The organism is Dactylosporangium sp. NPDC006015 (assembly GCF_040614215.1).
Classification (GTDB): Bacteria; Actinomycetota; Actinomycetes; order Mycobacteriales; family Micromonosporaceae; genus Dactylosporangium; species Dactylosporangium maewongense.
In genome coordinates this window covers 204,537-228,753 of sequence record NZ_JBEXUD010000001.1, presented here as the reverse complement: position 1 = coordinate 228,753, position 24,217 = coordinate 204,537, and the positions used below count along the sequence as shown (strand labels likewise).

Sequence of the window (24,217 nt, the reverse complement as noted above, 5' to 3'; positions counted from 1 at the left end):
CCGGCTAAGTGTGGGGAACCCTCAGGCTGCGTGTGGTCCGGCGCCTCGGGCCGGGCGCGGGCGTCCAGGAGGATCGACAGACCCGCGGCGAGTGCCAGCAGCCTGAGCTCCAGCCACGGCACCTGCCGCGGCTCCGACTCTCCCGTGAATGCCCGGGTTAACCCACGTCACGCCACCGCCCCGCCCGCCTCTGGACGGGCGGGGAGACCCTGTCCGAGGTCACCGCGCTGCCCCCTCCGGACGAGGGCCGGCCGTGGGCAGGCGCCTCGGACTGGGCGTGGGCAGGCCGCCTCGGACCGGGTGAGGGCCGGCGCCTCCGGCTCAGTGTGGGGACCTGCCCGCCGCCGATGGCCTGGGTCAGCCGGCGTCTCCGGCTAGGTGTGGGCCGGCGCATCCGGCCGGGCTTGGGTGAGCGCCTCGGGCTCGATGTGGTCAGGGGTCTCGGGCCGGGCGCGGGCGGGCAGGAGGAACGACAGGCCCGCGGCGAGCGCCAGCAGGCCGAGCTCCAGCCACAGCACCTGCCGCAGCCCCGAGTCGAAGTCGCCGCCCGCCCAGGCGAAGAACGCCGTGCCGAGCGCCGCCACGCCGATCGCGCCGCCGACCTGCTGGGCGGCGGTCAGGGTGCCGGACGCCGAACCGACCTCGTGCTCGTCGACGGCAGCCAGGACGATGTCGAAGTACGGCGCCATCGAGCAGCCCATGCCGACGCCCAGCACCAGCAGCGAAGGCAGCAGCGCCACGGACGACACCGGACCGTCGGTGACTGTCAGGGTGACCAGCAGCGCGACCACCCCCGCGGCCAGCACGGCGGTGCCGCCGACCAGGAGCCGCCGGCCGCCGAGCTTGGCGCTGAGCACGTGCCCCGCCACCGCGCCGACGGCCGTGCCGAACGCCCACGGCGACTGGGTGAGACCCGCGCGCAGCGGCGAGAAGCCGAGGCCCAGCTGCAGATAGATGCTGAGGATGAGGGTGAGGCCCATCAGGCCGGCGAAGAAGATCAGGCCGACGAGCAGGCCGGCCGTGAACCGTTGCTTGGCCAGCAGGCTGGGCTCGATGAGCGGGCTGCGTCCCTCGCGGTGCAGGCGCTGCTGGTACCGCTGAAACACCCAGAACATGGGAACGGCCAGCGCCATCATCGCCCAGGCCCACCAGGGCCAGCCGAGCTCGCGCCCCTGCACCAGCGGGAAGACGAGCAGCAGTAAGGACGCGCTGAGCAGGACCGTGCCGGTCAGGTCGAGCCGGAGCTTCGCCTCGTCGCCGGGGGTGGGCCGTGGCAGCACCAGCCAGGCGCCGATCAGCGCCGCGACGCCGACGGGCAGGTTGATGAGGAAGATCATCCGCCAGCCGGTGCCGAACAGGTCGGCGTCGACGAGGACGCCGGCGAGGATCGGGCCGCAGACCGCGGACAGGCCCATCACGGGGCCGAACGCGCCGAACGCCGCGCCGATCTGCTCCGGCGGGAACGCCGCTTTGATCAGCCCCAGGCCCTGCGGGATGAGGACGGCGCCGGCGAGGCCCTGCAGGATCCTGCACACCACGAGCGACGCCGGGCCGGGCGCGATGGCGCACAGCAGCGACATCAGGGTGAATCCGGCGGCACCGGCGAGGAACATGCGGCGGCGGCCGAAGATGTCGCCGAGTCTGCCGCCGGTGACCAGGCCGACGGCGAACGCGAGGGTGTAGCCGGCGGCGAGCCACTGCAGGAAGGCGGTGCCGCCCTCGGGGCCCACCAGATCGGCGCGTATGGACGGGCCGGCGATGGCGATGATCGTGGCGTCGAGAAGGTCCATGACCTCGGCGGCGAGGACCACGGCGAGGACCGCCCAGCGCCAGCGGTACGTTTTCGAACGCTGTTCGTTGTTCACGAACACCGTTCTACTCGCGAACACTGTTCGTGTCAAGTACGATTGACGGGTGCCATCCGTCCCCGATTCCAGTGCCGTGCCCTCGTCCAGCGCCGTGGTGGAGACCAGCGCTCTGCACGGATCGGCGGTGCCGGCGCCGCCCTGGCGGACCCGGCGGAAGGCGCCTGCGGCGCGGCAGCCGCTGAGCGCGGAGGCGGTGATCGAGACCGCGCTGCGGCTCGTCGACCGGGACGGGCTCGACGCGCTGAGCATGCGGCGGGTGGCGCAGGATCTCGGGACCGGACCGGCCTCGCTGTATGCGTATTTCGCCAACAAGGATGAGCTGCTGGAGCAGCTGCTCGACCGGGTCGTCGGCGAGATCCCGCTGCCGGTGCTCGACGCGTCCGGCGACTGGGCGGCGGTCGTGAAGCGCAGCTGCTGGGACAGCCGGGCGGTGTTCCTCGCCCACCGCGACCTCGTCAAGGTCGCCCGGGCCAACATCCCCGTGGGGCCCAACTCGTTGCGCTACACCGAGGCGATGCTCGCCGTCCTCCGCGGCGCCGGCATCCCCGACAGGGTCGCCGCGTGGGGCATGGACCAGATGTCGCTGGTGATCGTCGCCGACGCCGTCGAGACCTCGATCCACGTCAGCCACGGCCGGCAGTCGGAGGCGGACGCCGCGCCGTACCTCGCGCAGATCCGGGACTACTACGCGTCACTGCCGGTGGATCGCTTCCCCAACCTGGTCGCGATGGCGCCGACGATGACCGAGGGGAGCGGCGACGAGCGGTTCGCGTTCGCGATCGACCTCATGGTGGACGGCCTCGCGCGGCACGCCACCGGGCGTGTGGTTGAGTCGTCTCGGGTCTCGGGTTTCGTGGGCGGGGGCGGGAAATGACGGCGATCGTGGGGCTGGTGCACTCGGGCACCGTGTACATCGGCGGCGACAGCGCGGGCGCTTCGGGGTGGAGCCTCACCGTCCGCGCCGACAGCAAGGTGTTCCACAACAACGGCTACCTCTTCGGGTTCACCACCTCGTTCCGGATGGGGCAGCTCATCCGGTATGCGCTGAAGCCGCCGAAACCGGTCGGCGACATCGAGCGGTTCATGGCGACGCGCTTCATCGACTCCGTCCGCGAGGCGCTGAAGGCCGGCGGATGGGCCCGCCGGGACAGCGAGCGCGAGGAGGGCGGCACCTTCCTCGTCGGCGTGAAGGGGCGGCTGTTCACCGTCCACGACGACTACCAGGTCGCCGAGGCCGCCGACGGGTATGCGGCGGTGGGCGTCGGCGACGAGATCGCCCTCGGGGCGCTCTTCGCGACCGCCGGCTCCCGGATGGCGCCGCAGCGGCGGGTCGAGGTGGCGCTGCGGGCGGCGGAGCGCTTCAGCGCCGGGGTGCGGGGGCCCTTCGTCTGCCTCTCCCAGCCGCCGGGCGCGCTGCCGACCTGAGCGTGTGCTGCGGACCGCCATGCCGTTCCGCTTGCGGTTTTTCCGCATGTACGGCGGTTCGTGGCCGGGCGGGCCGGTTGTCAGTCCGGCTCACGGCGCCGTTCGAGGTGCGATCGGGCCGGGGTCTTGCCGGTTCCGTTACGGTGTGCGCCATGACGTTCTCGATCGTCGGCCGGTCCGCTGACGGGCAGTCCCTCGGTGTCGCCGTGGCCAGCAAGTTCCTCGCCGTCGGCGCGGCCGTCCCAGCCGCCCGGGCCGACGTCGGGGCGCTGGCCACACAGTCGTTCGCGAACCTGGCGTACCGCGTCCAGGGCCTGGCGCTGCTCGGCACCGGCACGACGGCCGCCGACACCGTCGCCGGGCTCACCGCCGCCGACCCGGGCCGCGCGTCCCGGCAGCTCGGGGTGGTCGGCCGGTCCGGGGACGGGGCCACGTTCACCGGCGACGAGTGCTTCCCGTGGGCCGGTGGCGTGGCCGGCGACGGGTACGCGATCCAGGGCAACATCCTCACCGGCGCCGACGTCGTCCGCGACATGGAGGCCGCCTGGCTCGCCGACCCGGCCGCCCCGCTCGCCCGGCGGCTGCATGCGGCGCTCGCCGCGGGGGACCGGGCCGGTGGCGACAGTCGCGGCCGGCAGAGCGCGGCATTGTTCGTCGTCCGGCGCGGTGCCGGGTACGGCGGCCTCAGCGACGTCGAGGTCGACCTGCGCGTCGACGACGACCCCGACCCGGTCACGCGACTGGGCACCCTGATCGGCCTGTGGGAGCTGTACTTCCAGAAGCCGGACCCGGCGACGCTGCTGCCGCTGACGGGCGAGCTGGCCGCCGAGGTGGCGGAGCGGCTGGCGGCGCTGGGCTTCGCCGACCTGGCCGGCTGGGCCGGCGTGGAGAACCTGGAGGAGCGCCTCGTCGACGACGCCATCGACCCGCTCGTCCTGGCCCACCTGCGTGCCGGTTCCCCGTCGTCCTCACCTTCACAGGATCGTCCGTAGGGGTCTTTTGTCAGTTGGCGGCTCGGCGGAGGCTCTCGACGACCGTCGCGATCGAGGGCCGCGCCGCGGAGCTGCGCCGGACGGCGGCGGTGATCCGGCGCCGCATCGGGTCGCGGACCGGCCGCGCGGCCACCCGGTACCGCGGATCGACGGCGAGCTCAGGCAGCAGCGTCACCGACAGGCCCGCCTCGACGTGCGCCAGCAGCGGACCGTAGGAGGCGAAGCAGCCCACGATCTCGGGCTCGAACCCCGCCCGCCGGCAGGCCGTCGTCACGAGGTCGAACGTCCACGTGCCCGGCAGCTCTACGCTCCACGGGTGCCGCGCGAAGTCGGCCAGGTCCACCGTTCCGCGGCTCGGCCCCGCCGTGACCAGCATGATCTCGTCGGTGGCGAGGACGGTGTGGACGACGTCCGGCACGATCGCGGCGTCGCCGGAGCCGAGGTCGGCCGTGACCACGACGTCGCACTCGCCGCGCTGCAGGGCCGCCACGCTCTCGGCCGGGTCCAGCTCCCACACCGTGACCCGCAGCCGGGGATGGTCCCGTCCGAGGTCCCGCACCGCGCCGAGGACGAACGTGTTGAGCGCACTCGTGAACGCGCCCAGCCGGACCCGTCCGGCCAGCCCACCCTCCACGGCGTCGAACGCGGCCAGCTCCTCGTGCGCGGCGCCCATCTGGTCGAGGATCACCCGCGCGTGCCGGGCCAGCGCCGCCCCCGCCGGCGTGAGCCGCAACCGGCGCCCCGCGCGCTCGAACAGCTCGGCGCCGGCCTCCCGCTCGAGCACGGCCAGCTGCTGGGACACGTTCGACGGACTCAACCGCGCCGCCTCGGCCACCGCCCGCACCGTGCCCAGGCTCTCCAGCAGCGTGAGCAGCCGCAACCGCCACGGATCCAGCACGCCGGCCTCCTGTTGTCCGGTGGTCCCGAACAGTATGTGCGGAATGATGCGCTGGAGCCTGACAATGCGCGCGCCTACCGTCGACCCATGAGCGACGACGACTTCTGGCAGGACGTGCGGCGGCATGTCATCCGGTACGGCGGAACGTTCACGCCGGAAATCATCGACCGAGCCGAAGGCAGCTACGTCTACACCGAGAGCGGTCGCCCGATCCTCGACTTCACCTCGGGCCAGATGAGCGCCATCCTGGGCCACTCCCACCCGGACATCGTCGCCACCGTGCGCCGCCAGGTCGGCACGCTCGACCACCTCTTCAGCGGCATGCTGTCCCGCCCGGTCGTCGAACTCAGCCGCCGCCTCGCCGCCTCCGTCGAAAAAGCCGCCGCCTCAGCGCTGCTGGACGGCTCGCCCGCTGGCGTCTCGGCGTTGTCGGACGGCTTGACTGCCGGGGGCACGGTGCTGCTGGACGGGTCGTCGGCCGGGGCGTCGGGGCTGCCGGGCGCGTCGGTCAGCGGCGGACCCCTGGACAAGGTGCTCCTCCTGACCACCGGCGCCGAGGCCAACGAGGCCGCCGTCCGCATGGCGAAGCTCGTCACCGGCGGCCACGAGATCGTCTCCTTCGCCAAGTCCTGGCACGGCATGACGCAGGCCGCCGCCGCCGCGACCTACAGCGCCGGCCGCAAGGGCTACGGACCGAACGCCCCCGGCAACATCGCCATCCCGACACCGAACGCGTACCGGCCGGACTTCACCACGCCGGACGGCTCCCACGACTGGCGCCGGCAGCTGGACGTCGCCTTCGACCTCGTCGACGCCCAGTCCGTCGGCAGCCTCGCCGCCTGCCTCGTCGAGCCGATCCTCAGCTCCGGCGGCGTCATCGAACCACCGCTCGGCTACTTCGCCGCGCTGCACCGCAAATGCCGCGAGCGGGGGATGCTGCTGATCCTCGACGAGGCGCAGACCGGCCTGTGCCGCACCGGCGCCTGGTACGCCTTCCAACGCGACGGCGTCGTCCCCGACATCCTCACCCTGTCCAAGACGCTCGGCGCGGGGCTGCCCCTCGCGGCGGTGCTCACCAGCGCCGAGATCGAGGAACGCGCCCACGACCGCGGCTACCTCTTCTACACCACCCACGTCTCCGACCCGCTCGTCGCCGCCGTCGGCAACACCGTCCTCGACGTCCTCGAACGCGACCAGCTCGACCTCCGCGCCGCGACCCTCGGCACCCGCCTGCGCAACGGGCTCCTGGACATCCAGCGCCGCCACCCGGTCGTCGCCGACGTCCGCGGGCGGGGACTCCTGCAGGGCATCGAGCTGAAGGACGAGGGCGCCGGCGCGGACCGCATCGGCGCCGCCGTGACCCGGCGCTGCCTGGAGCTCGGCCTGCACGTCAACGTGGTGCAGCTGCCCGGGATGGGCGGAACCTTCCGGATCGCGCCGCCACTGACCAGCACCGACGAGGAGATCGACCAGGGCCTGGAGATACTGGACCAGGCGATCGGCGACACCGCGCAGCATTAGGCACCATCCAGGCCGGAGCGGACGGCGTACAGGGCGGCCTGAGTGCGGTCCTGCACGCCGAGCTTCGTGAGGATGGCGCTCACGTGGGTCTTCACTGTCTTCTCCGCCAGCCCGAGGACGCGAGCGATCTCCCGGTTGGACCGGCCACGGGCCATCTCGGCGAGCACCTCCCGCTCCCGGGCGGTCAGGTGCGCCAGCTCCGGCGCCGGCCCGCTGTCCGCCAGCAGCCGCGCGACCTCTGGATGCAGCAGCACGTGCCCGGCGTGGACGGCCCGGATCGCCGAGGCGAGCGCCGGCGGGTCGATGTCCTTGTACACGTATCCCGCTGCCCCGGCCCGGATCGCCGGCAGCACCGCCGACGGGTCGGTGAAGCTGGTGATGACGAGCACCTTCACCCCACGCAGTCCAGGCAGCGCCTCGACCCCGTCACCGCCGGGCATCTTCAGGTCCAGCAGCACCACGTCAGGCGACGTCTCAGCCGCCGCGGCGACGCACGACGCGCTGTCCTGCGCCTCACCGACCACCACGATGTCGTCCTGCAGATCGAGGAACGTCCGCAACCCCTGCCGCACCACCGGATGGTCGTCGACCACAAGCACCCTGATCGGATCAGCAGCCACCGGGCACCTCCATGGTGACCGTCGTGCCGGCCCCCGGCTCGGACGACACCGTCAACCTGCCGCCCACGCTGCGGGCCCGCTCCCGCATCGACGCGAGCCCGAGCCGGCGCTGAGCGCCGGCGCCCGCGGCGGAGCCGCCGCCGTTGCCAGACCTGGCCACGCCAGCCCCCTTGCCGGCATCAGCACCAGCGCCGACTGCTCTGCCCCCACTGACTGCTCTGCCCGCGTCGACCGCTCTGCCAGCGCTGACTGATCCACCCGCGTCGACCGCTCTGCCAGCGCTGACTGATCCACCCGCGCTGACTGCTCTGTCTGTGTCGGCTGCTCTGCTTGCGCCGGGCGATCTGCCTGTGCCGGAGCCGCTGTCGAAGCCTGCGCCGTCGTCCGTGATGCGCAGGACGAAGCCGCGGCCGGAGCGGCGCAGGTGGATGTCCACGTGGCGGGGGTCGCCGTGGCGCAGTGCGTTGTGCAGGGCTTCCTGGGCGACCCGGTACGCCGCCTCCTGACGCTCCCCGGACAGCTTCGGCAGCTGGTCGCCGGTGAACCGGATCCTCGCGGTGTGGACCCGGTCGAGCAGCTCTGCCTGCCGCTGGAGCGCCGCTGCGAGCCCGTCGCCGTCGAGGTCGGCGGGGCGCAGACCGACCACGATGGCCTTGAGCTCGGCGGTCGCGTCCGCGGCGAGCCGGCGCACGGTTTCCAGCTCGGCGAGAGCCCGCTGCGGGTCGCGGGCCACCAGCGCGGCCGCCGCGTCGGTGGTGAGCCGGAGGCTGAACAGCTTCTGCGTCACCGCGTCGTGCAGCTCCCGTGCGATCCGTTGCCGCTCCTCCACGATGGACAGCTCACGGCTGCGCTCATACAGCCGCGCGTTGACGATCGCGATGGCCGCGTGCGCGGCGAGCAGGCGCAGCAGCTCCTCGTCGCGGGCGTCGAAACCACCGAACCGTGGAAGGCAGCGCTTGTTGGCCAGGAAGATCTCGCCGAGGATCTCGTCGCCGTCGACGATCGGCATGCCGAGGAAGTCGGACATCACCGGGTGCGCGGCCGGCCAGCCCTCGAACTGGGGATGCGTGCGGATGTCCGCCGAGCGGACCGGGTTCGGGTCGTGGAGCATCGCGCCGAGCAGCCCGTGGTGGCGGGGGATCGGCCCGATCGCCCGCCACTGGTCGTCGGACAGTCCGTCGGCGAGAAACTCGCGGAACGAGCCTTGGCCGTCGGGGATGCCGAGCGCCGCATACTCGGCGTCCAGGAGCCGCCGGGCGGCCGAGACGATCGTCTGGAGCACCTCGCGGACCGACAGGTGCGCGGTGACGGCGAGAACCGCAGCGCTCACCTCGCGGAGCTCATCGCGGTCGTAGGTGCTCATGGCTTCGACAGTACCGACGTCGGCGCGCTCTCCGCCTCGGCTCATGGACCTAGGTCGAAAGACCGGGACCAGAGCCCGTCCGATGCCCGATGTCGCCGGCCGCGGCGCTGCATAGCGTCGGTGACATGCCAACTGCCATCATCACCGGCGCCTCCCGGGGGCTCGGACAAGCGCTCAGCTCCGCCCTGATCAAGGCCGGCTGGACCGTCGTCGCCGACGGCCGCACCCTGGCGGACACACCGTCGGATGCGCTGCCCGCCGAGGTGATCCGGGTGCCCGGCGACGTCACCGACCCCGCGCACCGGGCCGCACTCGTCGAGGCGGCGCTCGCCACCGGCCGGGTCGACCTGCTCGTCAACAACGCAGGCATTCTCGGCCCCAGCCCGCAGCCGCCGCTGGCCGACTATCCACTCGAGACGCTGCGCGAAGTCTTCGAGGTCAACGTCGTCGCGCCCCTCGCCCTGACCCAGCTCGCGCTGCCCGCGCTGCGCAAGGCCGACGGCGCGGTCGTCACCATCACGTCCGACGCCGCGGTCGAGGCGTATGCGGGGTGGGGCGGTTATGGAGCGGCCAAGGCCGCCGCCGAGCAGGCAAGCAACGTGCTCGCCACCGAGGAGCCCAACCTGCGCGTCTGGTGGGTCGACCCGGGAGACCTGCGCACCCAGATGCATGCCGAGGCGTTCCCCGGCGAGGACATCAGCGACCGCCCGCTGCCAGAGACGGTGGCCCCGGCGTTCGTCGACCTCGTCACCACGCGCCCCGAGTCGGGGAGGTTCCGGCTGTGACGGCCGCCGAGCTCGCCGCACCCGGCATGGACTTCGAGCTGCCGCCCGAGCTCGAAGCGCACGAGCCACCCGAGGCGCGCGGCACTCCTCGAGACGGTGTGCGGCTGCTGCACGGCCAGGGGAGCACGGTGTCGCACCACCGCTTCACCGACCTGCCCGGCCTGCTGCGTGCCGGCGACCTGCTGGTCGTCAACACGTCCGGCACGCTGCCCGCGTCGGTGCCGGTCGCGGGTGCGCCGTTGCGGGTCCACTTCTCGACCGAGCTCGCCGACGGGCGCTGGCTGGTCGAGGTCCGCGGCGCCGACGACCTCGGCCGGCGCCCGGGGCAGCCCGGCCCGCTGCGACTGCCCGGCGGTGGCACCGTCACGCTGGAGGAGCCCTACTCGCGGGGCAGGCTGTGGTTCGCCTCCGTCAAGACCCGCACCTCCGTCATCGCCTTCCTGCATCGGCACGGGCAGCCGATCCGCTACCCCTACGTGCGGCGCCAATGGCCGATCGAGGCGTATCAGACGGTGTTCGCGACCCAGCCGGGCAGCGCCGAGATGCCGAGCGCGGCGCGGCCGTTCACCGACCGGGTGGTGACCAGGCTCGTCTCGGCAGGCGTGCAGATCGCGCCACTGGTCTTACACACGGGGGTGGCGTCGCCTGAGGCGCACGAGCGGCCGTATCCGGAGTGGTTCCGCGTGCCGCCAGGCACGGCGCGGCTCGTCAACGAGACACGGGCCGCGGGCGGCAGGGTCGTCGCCGTCGGCACCACGGCCGTCCGCGCCCTGGAGACGGTCGCCGGCGAGGACGGCCGGGTCGCCGCCGGCGAGGGCTGGACCGACCTCATCGTCACGCCCGCCCGCGGTGTTCGTGCGGTCGACGGTCTGCTCACCGGCCTGCACGAGCCGAAGGCATCGCACCTGGACCTGCTCGCCGCGGTCGTCGACCGCGACCTGCTCGCCCGCTGCTACGCCGAAGCGGTCCGCGCCGGCTACCTCTGGCACGAGTTCGGCGACGTCAACCTCCTGCTGCGATGAAAGGAGACAAGACGTCGCTGCGGTGCGGACGTGCGGCGGGTCGCGGTGGCGGCAGTGCGGGTGGGTCGGAGCAGCGCGGGAGGGTCGGAAACGGCGCGGTGGGTGGGTATGCCGTGGTGCTGGGTGGCGTGGACCTGGTGCTGTGGGACCGGGGTGCGGGTTAGGGTCGCTGGATGACGGTGCGGTGGTCGGGTGCGACGGTCGGTGAGGTTGCGGCTGCGGTGGAGGAGTTTGCTCGCAGGATCGCGGTGTTCGACGCGCCGTCCGACGGCGGCCACGGTGGTCATGGCAGCGGCCGGGGCTATGACGGGCACCGTGGGGACGGTGGCTACGGCAGGCACAGCGAGGACGGTGGCTACGGCGAGGACAGTGGTCACAGCGGGCACGTGGATCGTGGCAGCGACCGTGGCCTTGAGGGGCACCGTGGGGACGGTGGCGGCGATGGCGGGGATGGTGGCTACGGCGGGGACGGTGGCAGTGGCGGGCACAGGGAGGACGGCGGTTTCGGCAGGCACCGCGGGGAGGGTGGCTACGGCGGGGAGGGTGGCTACGGCGGGAAGAGTGGGCATGGTGAGGGGGCCGGTAATGGCGGGGGTGGCGGTGGTGTGTCGGGGCGTGGAGCGGGCGGTGTTGAGGTGAAGGTCGGCGATGCCGTTGTGCGGCTTTCGCCGGGGGTGGCGCGGGCGTTTGTGGAGGCGTTGGTTTCGTATCAGGACCCGCGGGATCGGGGGGCCTGTGATCACTGTGGTGGGGCGCGGCTGGACGACAACTTCGTCTGTGCGGACTGTGGGCAGCCGAGTGGGTTGTTCGGACAGTTGCTGCGGGAGCGGGCTGCCAGGTTTGAGGGGCCTGTCGGGGAAGTGGGGTCGGCTTTGTGAGACGTGTGGGTGGCGGGCGAGCGACGGCTCTGGTCAGTGAACGCTGCGGGCAGCCGAGTGACGCTGCGGGTGGCCGAGTGAGGGTTGGTCAGGGGGAGCGGGAGGTGGGTTGTCAGGGCCGAGGGGGCCGGAGCGTGGGGACGGGTCCGTAAAGCAGCGGGCGGGTTGGCGTTCAGGTGCAGTAGGGGTGGGGGCGACAGGGCAGCGGGTGGGTTGGTGTCAGGTGCGGTCGGGGCGGGGCGTCAGGTTTGGCGGGGCGGGCGGTGGGGCGGGGGGCGCGTCGGAGGAGGTCGGGCCGGCGGTGACGGACCGGTGCAGGGTGGCGAACTCGGTGGCGAGCTTGTCGAGGGTGAAGTGGGCGTTCAGGCCGCTCGAAGTGCGGAGAGCTGCACCCAGCGTGGGCAGTTACCATCCTTCGATGGACATGATCGCCCGTAGTCCTGCAGACGGTGTGTACCCGGCGACCGGCGATTATGTGCACGCCATCGAGGTGCGGGGGGCGGAGCGGCTGCTGTTCGTGGCGGGCACGATGGGGCTGGACGCCGCGGGAGTGCCCGGCGCCACGCTTGCTGAGCAGCTCGACCTCGTGTGGGGCAACATCCGCGCGATTCTGGCGTCGGCTCAGATGACCGTCGACAACATCGTGCGGCTGACCAGCTACCTCCGTGATGCGGCGTACGCGGAGGCCAACGCGGCTGCTCGGGTCGCGGCGCTCGGTGGCCGGGTTGTTCCGACGACGGCGATCGTCGCGCAGACCCTCGACACCAACTGGCTGGTGGAGATCGAAGTCGTCGCCGCCGCGTGATCAGCCCGAGGTCACCACGTCGTGGAGGCGGGCGAACTCGGTGGTGAGCTTGTCGAGGGTGAAGTGGGCGTTCAGGCCGCTGGGGTTGGGCAGGATCCACAGGCGGGCGCCGGCGAAGTGCTGGGCCTGGGGGCCGACCTGGACCCGTGCGGCGCCGAAGGCGGTACGGAAGGCGGTGACGCCGAGGACGGCGAGCCACCTCGGGGCGAAGCGTTCGACCTTGTCGCGGAGGATCGCGCCGCCGGTGGTGAGCTCCTCGCGGGTCAGTTCGTCGGCGCGGGCGGTGGCGCGGGCGGCCAGGTTGGTGATGCCCAGGCCGTAGCCGGGGAGCAGGTGCTGCTCGTCGGGGCGTAGCTGGCGAGGGGTGAAGCCGCCGAGGTGCAGGGCTGGCCAGAAGCGGTTGCCGGGGCGGGCGAAGTGGTGGCCGGTGGCGGCGGACCAGAGGCCTGGGTTGATGCCGCAGAGCAGGACGTCGAGGCCGGGTGCGATGACGTCCGGGAGGACCTTGTCCGCCGCGGCGGCCAGGTCTGCACGGCTCGGCCGGTCGGGCCGGTTCAGTGTCGACGCCATGCGGACAAGGATGCCAGCGGGGGCGTGCGGGCCGGGCAGAGTGGCGGGGTGGAGAACTCTTCGAAAGCTGTCGACCTCGATGCGGTGCTGGCGCTGTGGGATCAGCCTGTCGGGAGTCGTACCGACGCCGCCGACGACTTCAGGAAGTGGTATGCCGATCCGGTGCCGGTGAACGGCAGCCCGGTGACCGCTGAGGCTCTCGCGGAACGGGCGCGGGTGTTGCAGGCGGCGTTCGCGGATCGGCGGACCGAGCTGGTGCATCGGGTGGAGACCGCCGGGCGGCTGGTGATCGGGTTCTTCATGCATGTGCGGCATGTGGGGCCGTACGACACGCCGCTCGGGCGGGTGGAGGCGACCGGGCGGCAGTTGAAGATCCGGGTGACCGACATCCTGACCGTGGAGGACGGGAAGATCACTGAGATCTGGGTCATGTCGGACGAGGTGGACGTGATGCGGCAGCTCGGTGTCATCTGACGCTAGCGTGTGCGGCATGAGTGAGCGGCGGTTGATCTCCAGCGGGTCGACGTTCGAGCGGGAGATCGGGTACTCCCGGGCGGTCGTGGACGGTGACTGGGTGCACGTGTCGGGGACGACGGGGTTCGACTACTCGTCGATGACGATCTCCGACGACGTCGTGGCGCAGGCGCGGCAGTGCTGGGTGAACATCGACGCGGCGCTGCGGGAGGCCGGGGCGGGTGTCGGGGACGTGGTGCGGGTGCGGTACCTGCTGCCGGACGCCGCCGACTTCGAGCCCTGCTGGCCGGTGCTGCGCGAGTGGCTCGGCGACGTGCGCCCAGCGGCGACGATGCAGGTGTGCGGGCTGTCCGACCCCCGGATGCGGATCGAGATCGAGGTGACCGCCCGCCGCCGGAAGGGCGGCAACCTCGGCTGGCCCAGCTGAAAGCGCCCAGCACGCGAAGACGACCGGCAAAACCGGCAAAACCGGCAAGAGGGCAAAGAGAGCTAGTCCGAGATGGTGATGTTCAGCGCCGCGGCCAGGGCGCGTGACAGCGTGACCAGGTCGCCGGTGCTGATCGTGGCGCCCGCGAAGCTGGTCACGCCGCCCACGCCGGACAGGACGCAGTCGGTCAGCCGGGTGCCGTCCATGCTCGCGCCGGAGAACTGGGCGCCGGTCAGGTCGCAGCGGGCGAAGGCCGCACCGGTCAGGTCGGCGCCGGTGAAGTCGGCGCCGGTCAGGTTGCAGTCCTCGAAGAGGACGGTGGCGAACCGGGTGGCGCGGAACACCGACAGGTCGATCCGGCAGTCGCTGAGCGTGACGTCGCGCAGCACGCCGTCGAGCCAGTGCAGGCCGGTCAGCCGCGAGTCCTTGACCGCCACCCGCAGCAGGGTCGACTGGTCGCCGTGCACGTTGGCGAAGTCGCTGCTCTCGACCAGGCAGTCGGTCAGAGACACCTTGACCAGGGAGGACTCGCTCAGGTCGGCGTGGTTGAAGCGGCACTGGTCGAACTCGGCGCCCTTGGCCGAGCGGGCGGTCAGGTCCAGGTCGTAGAAGCCGACCCCGCGGTAGGAGGCCTCGTCGTGGAGGTCGTCCTCGTCGACGGTCGCCAGCTCCAGCGCCTTCGGCGGCCGGGGCGCGGCGGGCGCCGTGAACGCAAAACGAGAGGGCATACGTGTGACGGTAGTGGCAGAAGTGACGATCCGCCGAGAATCGCGGAACCCGCGGAGCGGAAAATCACGCGGCAATCGCGGCGACGCGCGCCTATCCTTGCGAACGTTATGTCTGACGTGCCCCAGCCCACCGGCGTGACCGAGCCCAGCAACGAGGGCGGCGGCGAAACAAGCGACAAGACCGGCGTCCAGAGCAGCGCCAGGAGCGGCGACAGAAGCAGCGCCAGGAGCGGCGACAAGAGCGGCGGCAGGCAGAACCGGAGACGGTCCGGAAGTCGTACAAACGCGGAAATAGCACCTGAGAACACCGCGGGTCAGGAGCTTCTGCGTGAGCTCCGCACGCGGCTGTCCGCGCTGATGCCGCAGGACCAGCACCGGCTCCGGCGCCGCATCGAGGGGGCGAAGAAGTCCCCGCACGCCCAGGCGATCGCCGAGGCCATCCGCGCCGACGTGGAGCGCGCCGAGCAGCGGGTCGAGGTCCGCCGGGCCGGGGTTCCGAAGATCACGTATCCGGAGCAGCTGCCGGTCAGCCAGCGCAAGGACGACATCCTCGCCGCGATCCGCGACCACCAGGTCGTGATCGTCGCCGGCGAGACCGGCTCGGGCAAGACGACCCAGCTGCCGAAGATCTGTCTCGAGCTCGGCCGGGGCGTGTCGGGGCAGATCGGGCACACGCAGCCGCGGCGGATCGCGGCGCGGACGGTCGCGGAGCGCGTCGCGGAGGAGCTGGGCAGCGAGCTCGGCGCCACGGTCGGGTTCAAGGTCAGGTTCTCCGACCAGTCCGGCGACCAGACGATGGTCAAGGTGATGACCGACGGCATCCTGCTCGCCGAGATGCAGCAGGATCGGCTTCTGCGCCAGTACGACACGCTGATCATCGACGAGGCGCACGAGCGCAGCCTCAACATCGACTTCATCCTCGGCTACCTCAGGCAGCTGCTGCCGAAGCGCCCGGACCTGAAGGTGATCATCACCTCGGCGACGATCGACCCGGAGCGGTTCTCCCGGCACTTCGGCGACGCCCCGATCATCGAGGTGTCCGGCCGCACGTATCCCGTCGAGGTCCGGTACCGCCCGATCGAGGCCCCCGACGAGGGCGAGGACGAGCGCGACCAGATCGACGCGATCTGCGACGCCGTCGAGGAGCTGCAGGCCGAGGGCCCCGGCGACGTGCTGGTGTTCCTCAGCGGCGAGCGCGAGATCCGCGACACCGCCGACGCCCTCGCCAAGCTCGACCTGCGCAACACCGAGATCCTGCCGCTGTTCGCCCGGCTGTCGTTCGCCGAGCAGCACCGGGTGTTCCAGTCGCACGCCGGCCGCCGGGTGGTCCTCGCCACCAACGTCGCCGAGACGTCGCTGACGGTCCCCGGCATCAAGTACGTGATCGACCCCGGCACGGCCCGCATCTCCCGCTACAGCCACCGGTTGAAGGTGCAGCGGCTGCCGATCGAGCCGGTGTCGCAGGCGTCGGCGAACCAGCGCAAGGGCCGCTGCGGCCGCACCTCCGACGGCATCTGCATCCGGCTGTACAGCGAGGAGGACTTCGAGGGAAGGCCGGAGTTCACCGACCCGGAGATCCTGCGGACCAACCTCGCGTCCGTCATCCTGCAGATGATCTCGCTCGGCCTGGGCGACCTGGCCGCGTTCCCGTTCATCGACCCGCCGGACCGCCGTAACGTCACCGCCGGCGTGCAGCTGCTGGAGGAGCTCGGCGCGCTGGAGAGCGGCCAGCGGCTCACCCCGCTCGGCCGCCGGCTGTCGCAGCTGCCGGTCGACCCGCGACTGGCCCGGATGGTCCTCGAGGCCGAGCGCAACGGCTGCGTCCGCGAGGTCATGGTCATCACCGCCGCGCTGTCGATCCAGGACCCGCGGGAACGGCCCGTGGAGAAGCAGGCGCAGGCGCAGCAGCAGCACGCGAGGTTCGCCGACAAGGACTCCGACTTCATCGGCTACGTCAACCTGTGGAACTACCTGCAGGAGAAGCAGAAGGAGCTGTCCAGCAACCAGTTCCGCAAGCTGTGCAAGGCGGAGTTCCTCAACTACCTGCGGGTCCGGGAGTGGCAGGACATCTTCAGCCAGCTGCGGTCCGTGCTGCGCAGCATGGATGTGGTACCGAACGAGGAGCCGGCCGCCCCGTACAACATCCACGTGTCGCTGCTCGCCGGGCTGCTGTCCCACATCGGGCTGAAGGACGCGGAGAAGAACGAGTACCTCGGCGCACGGGGCGCGAAGTTCGCGGTGTTCCCCGGCTCGGCGCTCTTCCGCAAGACGCCCCGCTGGGTGATGGCGGCGGAGCTGGTCGAGACGACCCGGCTGTGGGCGCGGGTCGCGGCCCGGATCGAGCCGGAGTGGATCGAACCGCTCGCCCAGCACCTGGTCAAACGCAACTACAGCGAGCCGCACTGGGAGAAGAAGCCCGCGGCGGTGATGGCGATGGAGAAGGTGACGCTGTACGGCGTCCCGATCGTCAGCTCCCGGAAGGTGAACTACGGCCGGATCGACCCGGCGCTGTCGCGCGAGCTGTTCATCCGGCACGCGCTCGTCGAGGGCGACTGGGAGACCCACCACGCGTTCTTCGCCGAGAACCGGCGGCTGCTCGAAGAGGTCGAGGAGCTCGAGCACCGGGCCCGCCGCCGCGACATCCTCGTCGACGACGAGACCCTGTTCGAGTTCTACGACCAGCGGATCGGCCCGGACGTCGTCTCCGGCCGGCACTTCGACAGCTGGTGGAAGCAGACCCGCCGGGACCAGCCGGAGCTGCTCACGTTCGACCCGGCGATGCTCGTCAACGACACCGCCGGCGGCGTCGCGAAGGACCAGTACCCCGACGCGTGGGAGCAGGACGGCCAGCGGTTCGCGCTGACGTACCAGTTCGAGCCCGGCGCCGACGCCGACGGCGTCACCGTCCACATCGGACTGCCGCTGCTCGGCCGGGTCCGGGACGCGGACTTCAGCTGGCAGGTGCCCGGCCTGCGCGAGGACCTCGTGACGGCGCTCATCAAGTCGCTGCCGAAGGCGCTGCGGCGCAACTTCGTCCCGGCGCCCGACACCGCCCGCGACGCGCTTCTTGAGTTGCCGGTCCGCGACGGGCACCTCCTGGAGGCCCTGGAGCGGGAGCTGCGCCGGATGACCGGCGTGACCGTGCCACGCGACGCCTGGGACCTGACGAAGGTGCCGGAGCATCTGAAGATGACGTTCCGGGTCGTCGACGACGGCGGCGCCGTGCTCGCCGAGAGCAAGAGCCTCCCGCAACTGCGGGACCGGCTGGCGCCGAAGGTGCAGGAGACTGTGGCCGAGGCCGCGACGGACGTCACCCGTAGCGGCAGTACCAGCTGGGACTTCGGCACGCTGCCGCGCAGCCTGTCGCGGACCGTCGCCGGGCACACCCTCACCGTTTACCCGGCGATCGTCGACGAGGGCACGTCGGTGGCGGTCAAGGCGTTCGACCTGCCGGCCCGGCAGCGGCACGAGATGTGGGCCGGCACCCGCCGCCTGCTGCTGCTCACGCTGCCGCCGGCGGCGAAGTTCGTGCAGGGCCGCCTGTCCAACGAGGCGAAGCTCGCGCTGAGCCGCAACCCGCACCGCAACGCCGTCGACCTGCTCGACGACTGCGCGTCGTGCGCTGTCGACCAGCTCATGACCGACGCCGGCGGGCCGGTGTGGGACGGCGAGGCGTTCGCGAAGCTGCGCGACAAGGTCCGCGCCGACCTGGTCGACCTGACCCTCGACGTCGTCGGCAACGTGCAGCGGATCCTCGCCGCGTCCTATGACGTCGAGCAGCGCCTCGCCCGCACCAAGAACCCGCTGCTGCTTCCCGCGCTCACCGACATGCGCGGGCAGCTGGGGCGGCTGGTGTACCGCGGTTTCGTCACCGACACCGGATGGCAGCGGCTGCCGGACCTCGAACGGTACCTGCGCGGCATCGAACGGCGCCTGGAGAAGGTGCCGACCGACACCGCCCGCGACCGCGACCGGATGCTGACCGTGCAGGAGGTCCAGCGGGAGTACGACCAGCTGGTCTCCAGCATGACCATGAGTCCCGAGCTGCGGGAGATCCGCTGGATGATCGAGGAGCTGCGGGTGGGCCTGTTCGCGCAGGCGCTCGGCACCGCCTACCCGGTCTCCGACGTGCGCATCTACCGGGCGATGGACGCGCTGCCGGCCTGATCGCGGCCGGCCCCGTTGGCGGTGCCGGCCCCGCTCACCTTCGCGAACATAACCGAAATTTCGGATATGTCCGCGTAGCGGACATATCCGCGCTGTCCAGCCCCTGCCCACCCCCGCGCTGTCCAGCCCCTGCCCACCCCCCGCGGTGTCCGGCCCCACCCCCGCGGTGTCCGGCCCCGTGCCGCGGTGTCCGGCTCCGCGCCGTGCTGTCCGGCCCTGTGCCGAGCTGTCCGGCCCGCGGGGAGGGGCTATCGGGTGACTGGTGTGCGGTCGTGTGACGGTCGGACGGCTGGGGCGAGGACGGCGACGCCGGCGGCCAGCACCGCCAGGGTCAGCAGCGCCCGGCCCATGCCGACCACGTCGGCGAGCGCGCCGATGAGCGGCGGGCCGATCAGGATCGAGCCGTAGCCGATGGTGGTGACGAGCGCGATCGACTCGGCCGGCCGGTCGGTCTCGCCGGCGGCGCTCACGGCGGCCGGGAACACCAGACACACCCCGGCGCCCCACAGCAGCGCGCCGGCGTAGGTCAGCGGCACCCACGGCGACAGGACGGTGATGAGCACGCCGGCGATGCCGAGGAGGCCGCCCGCCCGGACCGCGCCGGCCCTTCCGAGTCTCGCCGCGGCAGGTGTACCGGCGAACCGCACGACCGTCATCGCGGTGGCGAAGACCGAGTAGCCGAGCGCGGCCGACGCCTCCGACAGCCCGCGCCCCGCGTGCAGGTACAGCGCCAGCCAGTCGCCGGCGGCGCCCTCGATGACGGTCGCGCACAGCGTGAGCGCCCCGATGAGCAGCAGCGCCCGGTTCCTGACCGGCGGGCCGATCGGCCGCGCAACGGACTCCTCGAGCGAGGGCGCGAGCGAGGGCGAGGGCGCGGAGGAGACGCGCTCGTCCACGTACCGCACCAGCCCCGCGAACGTCACGGCGGTCGCGCAGCAGGCGGCCACGGTGAAATGCAGCGCGATCCCGGTGCCGCCGCGGGCCGCGAGGGAGCCCGCCGCCGCGCCGAGGATCGAGCCGAGGCTCCAGCACGCGTGGTACCGCGGCATCCACTCGCGCCCGGCCAGCTGGTCGACGGCGCTGCCCTGCACGTTCATGGCGACGTCCCACGAGCCGTACACCATGCCGAGCGCGAACAGGGCCACCGACAGCCACACCAGGTCGGGCGCCAGCCCCGCGCAGCTGAGGACCACCGCCGCCGCCACCGACATGCACGCGACCCAGGTGCGGCTGCCCAGCCGCCGGCAGACGTGCCCGGTCAGTGGCATCGACAGCAGCGAGCCGATGCCGAGCGCGAGCAGCGCCCGCCCGAGCTCGCCGGCGGTGACGTCGAGCTTGGCGACGACCGCCGGGATCCGCGACACCCACGTGCCGAGCAGCGTGCCGCTCGCCGTGAAGACGAGGGCCGTGCCGAGCGCGGCCGATCGCATCGATGAGGTCCGCTCGCTGCGCATCGCACCATCCTGCCCGATCCGGGCGGGAGCGGCACGGGTCAGAGGTCGTTGGGCCGGCGCATGAGGATGGTCTGGTCGTTGTTCCCCGGCGGCGGCGGAACCGGCGGACCCGACGGCGGACCCAACGGCGGACCGGGAGGACCCGGCGGGAACGGAGGACCGGGAGGACCGGGCGGCGGAGCCGCGGGCGAGCCGTAGACGTTCGACCCGCCCTGATACGGGGGGATCACCGAGGTCGGGTTGTCGCCGCCGGCGTTCGGCAGCTGGTACACGCCGGTGTCCGGCTCGAGGCGGTCCCTGCGGCGGAAGTAGAAGAGGCTGCCGACCAGGCCGAGGGCCGCGACGATGGCCACCACGCCGATCCAGAAGCCGAACGACAGGCCGCCCTCGTCCTTGACCGGGGCGGTCTTCGGCTCTTCGCGCGGGATCGCGCCGTTGCCGGCCTCCGGCGGGGCGATCTCCTCGGTGGAGGTGGCGGCCGGGTCGGCGGAGGCGCTGCGCGAGGACTTCACGGACTTCGACGGGCTCGGGCTGGCGCTGCCGACCACCCGGATCTTGAAGGTGTCGGTGTTGTTGCCCGGCTTCGGGTCGCTGACCTCCTGGTTGGGCGCGAGCCTGGCGACGACCCTGCCCTCGCCCTCCCCGCCGGTGCGCAGGACGAGCTGGACCGAGCCGTTGGCGGACGCGCCGCCCCGGATCGTCGTCGTGCAGGTGGCCGACCTGCCCGAGACCTGGCAGGAGCCGGCGGACTCGATCTGCACGTTCTCCGGCACGGTGACCACGACCACCACCGCGGCGTTGACCTTGCCGTGGTTGGTGACCTGGAAGCCGATGCGGGACTTGTCGCCGGCCTTGCCCTGGACGCCGTTGCCGGCCTTGGCCTCGATGTCGGCCTCGGCGGGTGCCGCGTGGGCGGGCTGGGCGACGGCGAGCGTGCCGAGCACGCCGCCGGCGAAGGCAGCGGCCAGCGCCACCGCCGCGATCCGGCGATGCGCGGCGTCGTGCCGCACCGAGCGTCCCGCGACGCGTGTCGTCGTGCTCATGTCACCCCCAAGCCGGCCCTCGGCGGACAGTAGCAGGATCCGTCAACGCAGCCGCGAGCGCCGCCCACCGCAAGGTCAGGATGCCGTGACGCCGAACACACCCGGCCCGCCGTCGCGCAGTTCGACCCCCGTGCCTCACGCCGGGGGCGGTGCGCTGACGCTCGCCAGCGCCATCAGCAGCGCGATCGCCACGAATCCGAGGTACGCGAAGCGCCGCCGCCGGACCGTCTCGTAGGCGTGCCACCACGCGATCGCCGCCTCGCACACCGGCCCGGCGACGAACACGGTGCTCCTGCGCCGCGGCACGAGCATCGGGGCGAGGCGGACAGCGTTGCTCACGTACACGCGGCGCGACGGCGGGGGCTCGTCCGGATGCCAGGCGGTCACCTGGATCTGGTGGTCGTCGTCGCCGGCCCCGTCGTCGCCGAGGAACCAGCGCTCGGACCGGCGGGCGAAGACCCGGCCGAGGAAGTCGTCGGCGGCGCCCTCGTGCCCGAGCCGGGTGCGCTGCAGCTCCAGCCAGCTCCACCGGGCCGCGACGTCGGTGAGGACGTCGCCGTACAGGTGATCCGCGTCCGCCTCGGCGCCGACGACGCGCACGGCGTCACGCCGCAGCGGCTCCAGGTGCCGCGACACGAACGCTACGTACTCGACCGGCGGCTCCGACGTCATCCGCATCACACCATCGTCGCCGCCCACAGCACGGAGCGCCACCCCTCCCGTCCCACACCGCGGAGCGCCACCCTGCCGTCCTACACCGCGGAGCGTCGCCCTGCCGGGCCACGCCGGGGGAGCGCCGCCCTGCCCGTCCGCGCCCGCGGAGCGCCGCCCCTGCGGGCCCACACCGCGGAGCGCCACCCTCACCACCAGCGACGTTCCTGAGGCGCCGAGCGCCGCCCGCCGTTCGAGCAAGGTCAACTGTTGCGTGCGGATGCGATGATCGGCCCCGTGGGCTCCGCGTTACCCGTCGGCCGGGAGGTCCTCATCCCCCGGCAGCTGTCGGTCGCCATCGACGAGGGTGGCATCCGCACGGCTTCCGGCATGCTGCCCGCACTGCTGTACACGACGGAGGGGCTGGAGCGGCACGGCCAGCGGGAGATGGTGTTCGCCGTGGTCCGCACCGGGGCGCCCGCCCCCGGCTATCCGCTGTCGATGGCGCGCACCGTCCACCGGCTCGCCGCCGAGGGCAGGCTCGTCGAGGCCGGCGACGTCAGCGTCTTCAACCAGCCCGGCATCGACATCGACGGCCGGGTCACCGGGTTCGTGTACGCCGCCGCCCCCGAGGACATCCCGTCGACCGTGACCTTCGAGCGCCCGCCGCTGGTCGCGCTGCCGCTGCTGGCCGGCGAGACCGCGGTCGTGCAGCGCTTCGGCCACGCACGGGTCCTGTCGCTGCTCGGCGCGCAGGAGCGGTACTACCCACACCCCTGGTGGTTCCGCCCAGGCCGCGCCCCGGTCGTCGACGACGCCGAGTTCCGGGCCGCGACGATGCTGTCGAAGGCGCCCGCCTACAACCTGCCGTTCCTGCGGGTCGTGCACATCGGCGACCGGCTCGAGCTGACGATCACCGCGGGCGACCCGACCTCATACATCGGCGGCGCCGACGAGGAGCTGGAGGCGTTCGAGGAGGCGCTGCGCGAGGCCGACGACGTGTGCGCGTTCCTGCCCGGCCTCGCCGACGCCCCGCAGACCTACGTGTGGACCCCCGGCCAGCGCGGCCCGGCCGCGATCGTGGCGCCCGGCGGCGAGCGCTCGACCCGCATCGGCTGCAACTTCCTGCTCCTGGTCCGCGGCACCGCCGAGCCGACCGCCCGCCAGGTCGAGGACGGCTTCGCGGTGCTGCTGACCGGCGCGATGTACGCCCGGCTGCGGCAGGCGGTCGAGGCGGGCCGCTCGATCGAGATCGGCCTGCCCGCCGGCGCCGTCAGCACCCTCGCGCTGCGGCTGGAGCCCCGCCCCGGCCCCGCGACGCGTCAGGTGGCGGAGGTGCGCCCCGGCCCCGGCGGCCACTGGCCCTCCGGCAACGGAGGCGGCGGAGGCAACGGAGGCGACGGAGGCGGCGGAGGCAACGGAGGCGACGGAGGCGGCGGAGGCAACGGAGGCGACGGAGGCGGCAACGGCGGCGACCACAACGCCGGTGAGCGGTACCGCACCGGCGAGCTCACCATCTACCACCCGCCGCGCGCCGAGGAGGCGGCTCCGGCCACCGCCGACGGCCGGACGCTGCGGCACGTCGACCGGGGCAAGATCGTGCTGCTCACGCCGGAGGAGCAGCTGCGGCAGGCGACGACGGCGGCGGAGCTCGGCGACTTCATCGACCGTGCGAGGGGCATCGTCGACCGGGCGTTCACCGGGGTCCGGCACGGCACCGAGGAGCTCATGGTCGAGTTCCGCCTGGGCCCGTCGCGGCCGGTCGGCGTGCGGATCATGGCCCGGCCGGAGGCGCCGCCGCGCGAGCTGCAGGTGGTCCTGGAGCGCCAGCTGCTGGCGCTGCGCCCGCCGACGATCCGGTTCACCGAGGTCGCCTTCCAGCTGCACCTGCGCCTGTACGGCTGAGCCCGCCGCAGCCTGTGCCGCCAGGCCCGCCGCAGCCTGTGCCGCTGAGCCTGCCGCAGCCTGTACGACTAAGCCCGCCGCAGCCGGTGCAGCACGTGCGGGGCCAGCGGGTGGTCCGGCGCCAGGCTCGGGTGCAGGAAGTCGTCCGCCGGGTCGCGGGTCATCCCGATCCGCCGCATCACCGCCTGCGAGGGCTCGTTGGTCCGCGTGGTGATGGAGACGATCTCGTCCATGCCTGCGCCGCCGGACGGGTCGGCGACGGGGCGGAACGCGAAGTCCCGCGCCGCCACCGCCGCCTCCGTCGCGTAGCCGCGCCCCCACGCGTGCCGGGCCAGCCGCCACCCGATCTCCAGGGCCGGCGTGAAGTGCGCCGGAAACCGCTGCCACGCCAGCCCGACGAACCCGACGAAGCCACCGGCCTCGGCCGCGTCGACGGCCCACAGCCCGTAGCCGTGCTCGTCGAACGCGGCCTCGATCCGGTCGGCGAACTCGTCGCTCTCGGCCCGGGTCAGCGGCCGCGGGAAGAACCGCATGACCTCAGGGTCGGCGTTGAGCGCCGCGAACGGCACCCGGTCCTCGTCGTGCCAGCGGCGCAGCACCAGCCGTGCGGTTGTCATCACC

The 24,217-nt window shown here is 72.6% G+C and carries 21 protein-coding genes and 1 pseudogene; 12 read left to right on the top strand and 10 right to left on the bottom strand.

Translation table 11 applies throughout. The features are described from left to right. Positions 1-374 precede the first annotated feature (374 nt). On the bottom strand, positions 375-1,865 hold the full coding sequence (locus ABZ321_RS00995; protein WP_344503081.1) for an MFS transporter: 1,491 nt from the start codon (positions 1,863-1,865) through the stop codon (positions 375-377). 49 nt (positions 1,866-1,914) lie between these two features. On the opposite strand from ABZ321_RS00995, the gene ABZ321_RS00990 reads away from it, so the two are divergent. The 3 genes from ABZ321_RS00990 to ABZ321_RS00980 all read left to right on the top strand — a co-directional run bounded on the left by ABZ321_RS00990 (position 1,915) and on the right by ABZ321_RS00980 (position 4,285). Next, positions 1,915-2,742, top strand: coding sequence for a TetR/AcrR family transcriptional regulator (locus ABZ321_RS00990; protein WP_354888308.1), 828 nt, complete (start codon positions 1,915-1,917; stop codon positions 2,740-2,742). Beyond that, entirely contained in the window at positions 2,739-3,293 is a 555-nt protein-coding gene (locus tag ABZ321_RS00985) for a hypothetical protein (RefSeq protein ID WP_344503078.1), read from the top strand. Before ABZ321_RS00990 ends, ABZ321_RS00985 begins: the two co-directional genes overlap by 4 nt. A gap of 152 nt (positions 3,294-3,445) precedes the next feature. Further along, positions 3,446-4,285 carry a DUF1028 domain-containing protein gene (locus ABZ321_RS00980; RefSeq protein WP_354888305.1) on the top strand — a complete coding sequence of 280 codons (840 nt, stop codon included), beginning with the start codon at positions 3,446-3,448 and terminating at the stop codon, positions 4,283-4,285. A 10-nt stretch (positions 4,286-4,295) separates the two neighbouring features. Here the strand turns inward: ABZ321_RS00980 and ABZ321_RS00975 are convergent, their stop codons facing one another. Next, positions 4,296-5,183 carry a LysR family transcriptional regulator gene (locus ABZ321_RS00975; protein ID WP_354888302.1) on the bottom strand — a complete coding sequence of 296 codons (888 nt, stop codon included), beginning with the start codon at positions 5,181-5,183 and terminating at the stop codon, positions 4,296-4,298. A gap of 87 nt (positions 5,184-5,270) precedes the next feature. Between ABZ321_RS00975 and ABZ321_RS00970 the strand changes: the two genes are divergently transcribed. Next, a complete protein-coding gene (locus ABZ321_RS00970) occupies positions 5,271-6,704 on the top strand; it encodes an aspartate aminotransferase family protein (RefSeq protein WP_354888299.1) in 1,434 nt (477 codons plus the stop codon). Here the strand turns inward: ABZ321_RS00970 and ABZ321_RS00965 are convergent. Together ABZ321_RS00965 and ABZ321_RS00960 are read right to left on the bottom strand one after the other, a co-directional pair. Then, positions 6,701-7,324, bottom strand: a complete 624-nt coding sequence (locus ABZ321_RS00965) for a response regulator transcription factor (protein WP_344503074.1) — start codon at positions 7,322-7,324, stop codon at positions 6,701-6,703. The genes ABZ321_RS00970 and ABZ321_RS00965 overlap by 4 nt on opposite strands. Then, positions 7,314-8,687, bottom strand: coding sequence for a GAF domain-containing sensor histidine kinase (locus ABZ321_RS00960; protein WP_354888296.1), 1,374 nt, complete (start codon positions 8,685-8,687; stop codon positions 7,314-7,316). The genes ABZ321_RS00965 and ABZ321_RS00960 overlap by 11 nt, the downstream gene beginning before the upstream one ends. A gap of 125 nt (positions 8,688-8,812) precedes the next feature. On the opposite strand from ABZ321_RS00960, the gene ABZ321_RS00955 reads away from it, so the two are divergent. The 4 genes and pseudogenes from ABZ321_RS00955 to ABZ321_RS00940 all read left to right on the top strand — a co-directional run bounded on the left by ABZ321_RS00955 (position 8,813) and on the right by ABZ321_RS00940 (position 12,177). Then, positions 8,813-9,472, top strand: coding sequence for an SDR family oxidoreductase (locus ABZ321_RS00955; RefSeq protein WP_354888293.1), 660 nt, complete (start codon positions 8,813-8,815; stop codon positions 9,470-9,472). Further along, positions 9,469-10,494: an S-adenosylmethionine:tRNA ribosyltransferase-isomerase gene (locus ABZ321_RS00950; protein WP_354888290.1), complete on the top strand. Its 1,026-nt coding sequence runs from the start codon at positions 9,469-9,471 to the stop codon at positions 10,492-10,494. The genes ABZ321_RS00955 and ABZ321_RS00950 overlap by 4 nt, the downstream gene beginning before the upstream one ends. Positions 10,495-11,168: 674 nt before the next feature. Continuing rightward, positions 11,169-11,372: pseudogene (locus tag ABZ321_RS00945) on the top strand (hypothetical protein); the annotation flags it as partial. Between the two features lie 418 nt (positions 11,373-11,790). Beyond that, the gene (locus tag ABZ321_RS00940) at positions 11,791-12,177 is read left to right on the top strand and encodes a RidA family protein (RefSeq protein ID WP_354888287.1); all 387 of its coding nucleotides are present in this window, start codon (positions 11,791-11,793) and stop codon (positions 12,175-12,177) included. Here ABZ321_RS00940 and mug read toward each other — a convergent pair whose 3' ends face one another. Continuing rightward, a complete protein-coding gene (gene mug / locus ABZ321_RS00935) occupies positions 12,178-12,747 on the bottom strand; it encodes a G/U mismatch-specific DNA glycosylase (protein ID WP_354888285.1) in 570 nt (189 codons plus the stop codon). A gap of 48 nt (positions 12,748-12,795) precedes the next feature. On the opposite strand from mug, the gene ABZ321_RS00930 reads away from it, so the two are divergent. Together ABZ321_RS00930 and ABZ321_RS00925 are read left to right on the top strand one after the other, a co-directional pair. Then, positions 12,796-13,221 carry an ester cyclase gene (locus ABZ321_RS00930; RefSeq protein WP_354888282.1) on the top strand — a complete coding sequence of 142 codons (426 nt, stop codon included), beginning with the start codon at positions 12,796-12,798 and terminating at the stop codon, positions 13,219-13,221. Positions 13,222-13,237: 16 nt separating this feature from the next. Further along, positions 13,238-13,648: a RidA family protein gene (locus ABZ321_RS00925; RefSeq protein WP_344503067.1), complete on the top strand. Its 411-nt coding sequence runs from the start codon at positions 13,238-13,240 to the stop codon at positions 13,646-13,648. 62 nt (positions 13,649-13,710) lie between these two features. Here ABZ321_RS00925 and ABZ321_RS00920 read toward each other — a convergent pair whose 3' ends face one another. Further along, positions 13,711-14,376, bottom strand: coding sequence for a pentapeptide repeat-containing protein (locus ABZ321_RS00920; RefSeq protein WP_344503066.1), 666 nt, complete (start codon positions 14,374-14,376; stop codon positions 13,711-13,713). A 108-nt stretch (positions 14,377-14,484) separates the two neighbouring features. On the opposite strand from ABZ321_RS00920, the gene hrpA reads away from it, so the two are divergent. Beyond that, on the top strand, positions 14,485-18,543 hold the full coding sequence (hrpA, locus tag ABZ321_RS00915) for an ATP-dependent RNA helicase HrpA (protein WP_354888278.1): 4,059 nt from the start codon (positions 14,485-14,487) through the stop codon (positions 18,541-18,543). 248 nt (positions 18,544-18,791) lie between these two features. Here the strand turns inward: hrpA and ABZ321_RS00910 are convergent, their stop codons facing one another. From ABZ321_RS00910 to ABZ321_RS00900, 3 genes are all read right to left on the bottom strand, one after another. Next, positions 18,792-19,997: an MFS transporter gene (locus tag ABZ321_RS00910; protein ID WP_354888275.1), complete on the bottom strand. Its 1,206-nt coding sequence runs from the start codon at positions 19,995-19,997 to the stop codon at positions 18,792-18,794. A gap of 38 nt (positions 19,998-20,035) precedes the next feature. Next, positions 20,036-21,040, bottom strand: coding sequence for a hypothetical protein (locus ABZ321_RS00905; RefSeq protein ID WP_354888272.1), 1,005 nt, complete (start codon positions 21,038-21,040; stop codon positions 20,036-20,038). Positions 21,041-21,175: 135 nt separating this feature from the next. Beyond that, on the bottom strand, positions 21,176-21,718 hold the full coding sequence (locus ABZ321_RS00900) for a hypothetical protein (RefSeq protein WP_354888269.1): 543 nt from the start codon (positions 21,716-21,718) through the stop codon (positions 21,176-21,178). A gap of 270 nt (positions 21,719-21,988) precedes the next feature. Between ABZ321_RS00900 and ABZ321_RS00895 the strand changes: the two genes are divergently transcribed. Next, entirely contained in the window at positions 21,989-23,596 is a 1,608-nt protein-coding gene (locus ABZ321_RS00895; protein WP_354888266.1) for a hypothetical protein, read from the top strand. A 68-nt stretch (positions 23,597-23,664) separates the two neighbouring features. Here ABZ321_RS00895 and ABZ321_RS00890 read toward each other — a convergent pair whose 3' ends face one another. Next, positions 23,665-24,213 (bottom strand): GNAT family N-acetyltransferase, encoded by a 549-nt coding sequence (locus ABZ321_RS00890; protein ID WP_344503059.1) that lies wholly within the window; start codon positions 24,211-24,213, stop codon positions 23,665-23,667. Between the last annotated feature and the right edge of the window lie 4 nt (positions 24,214-24,217).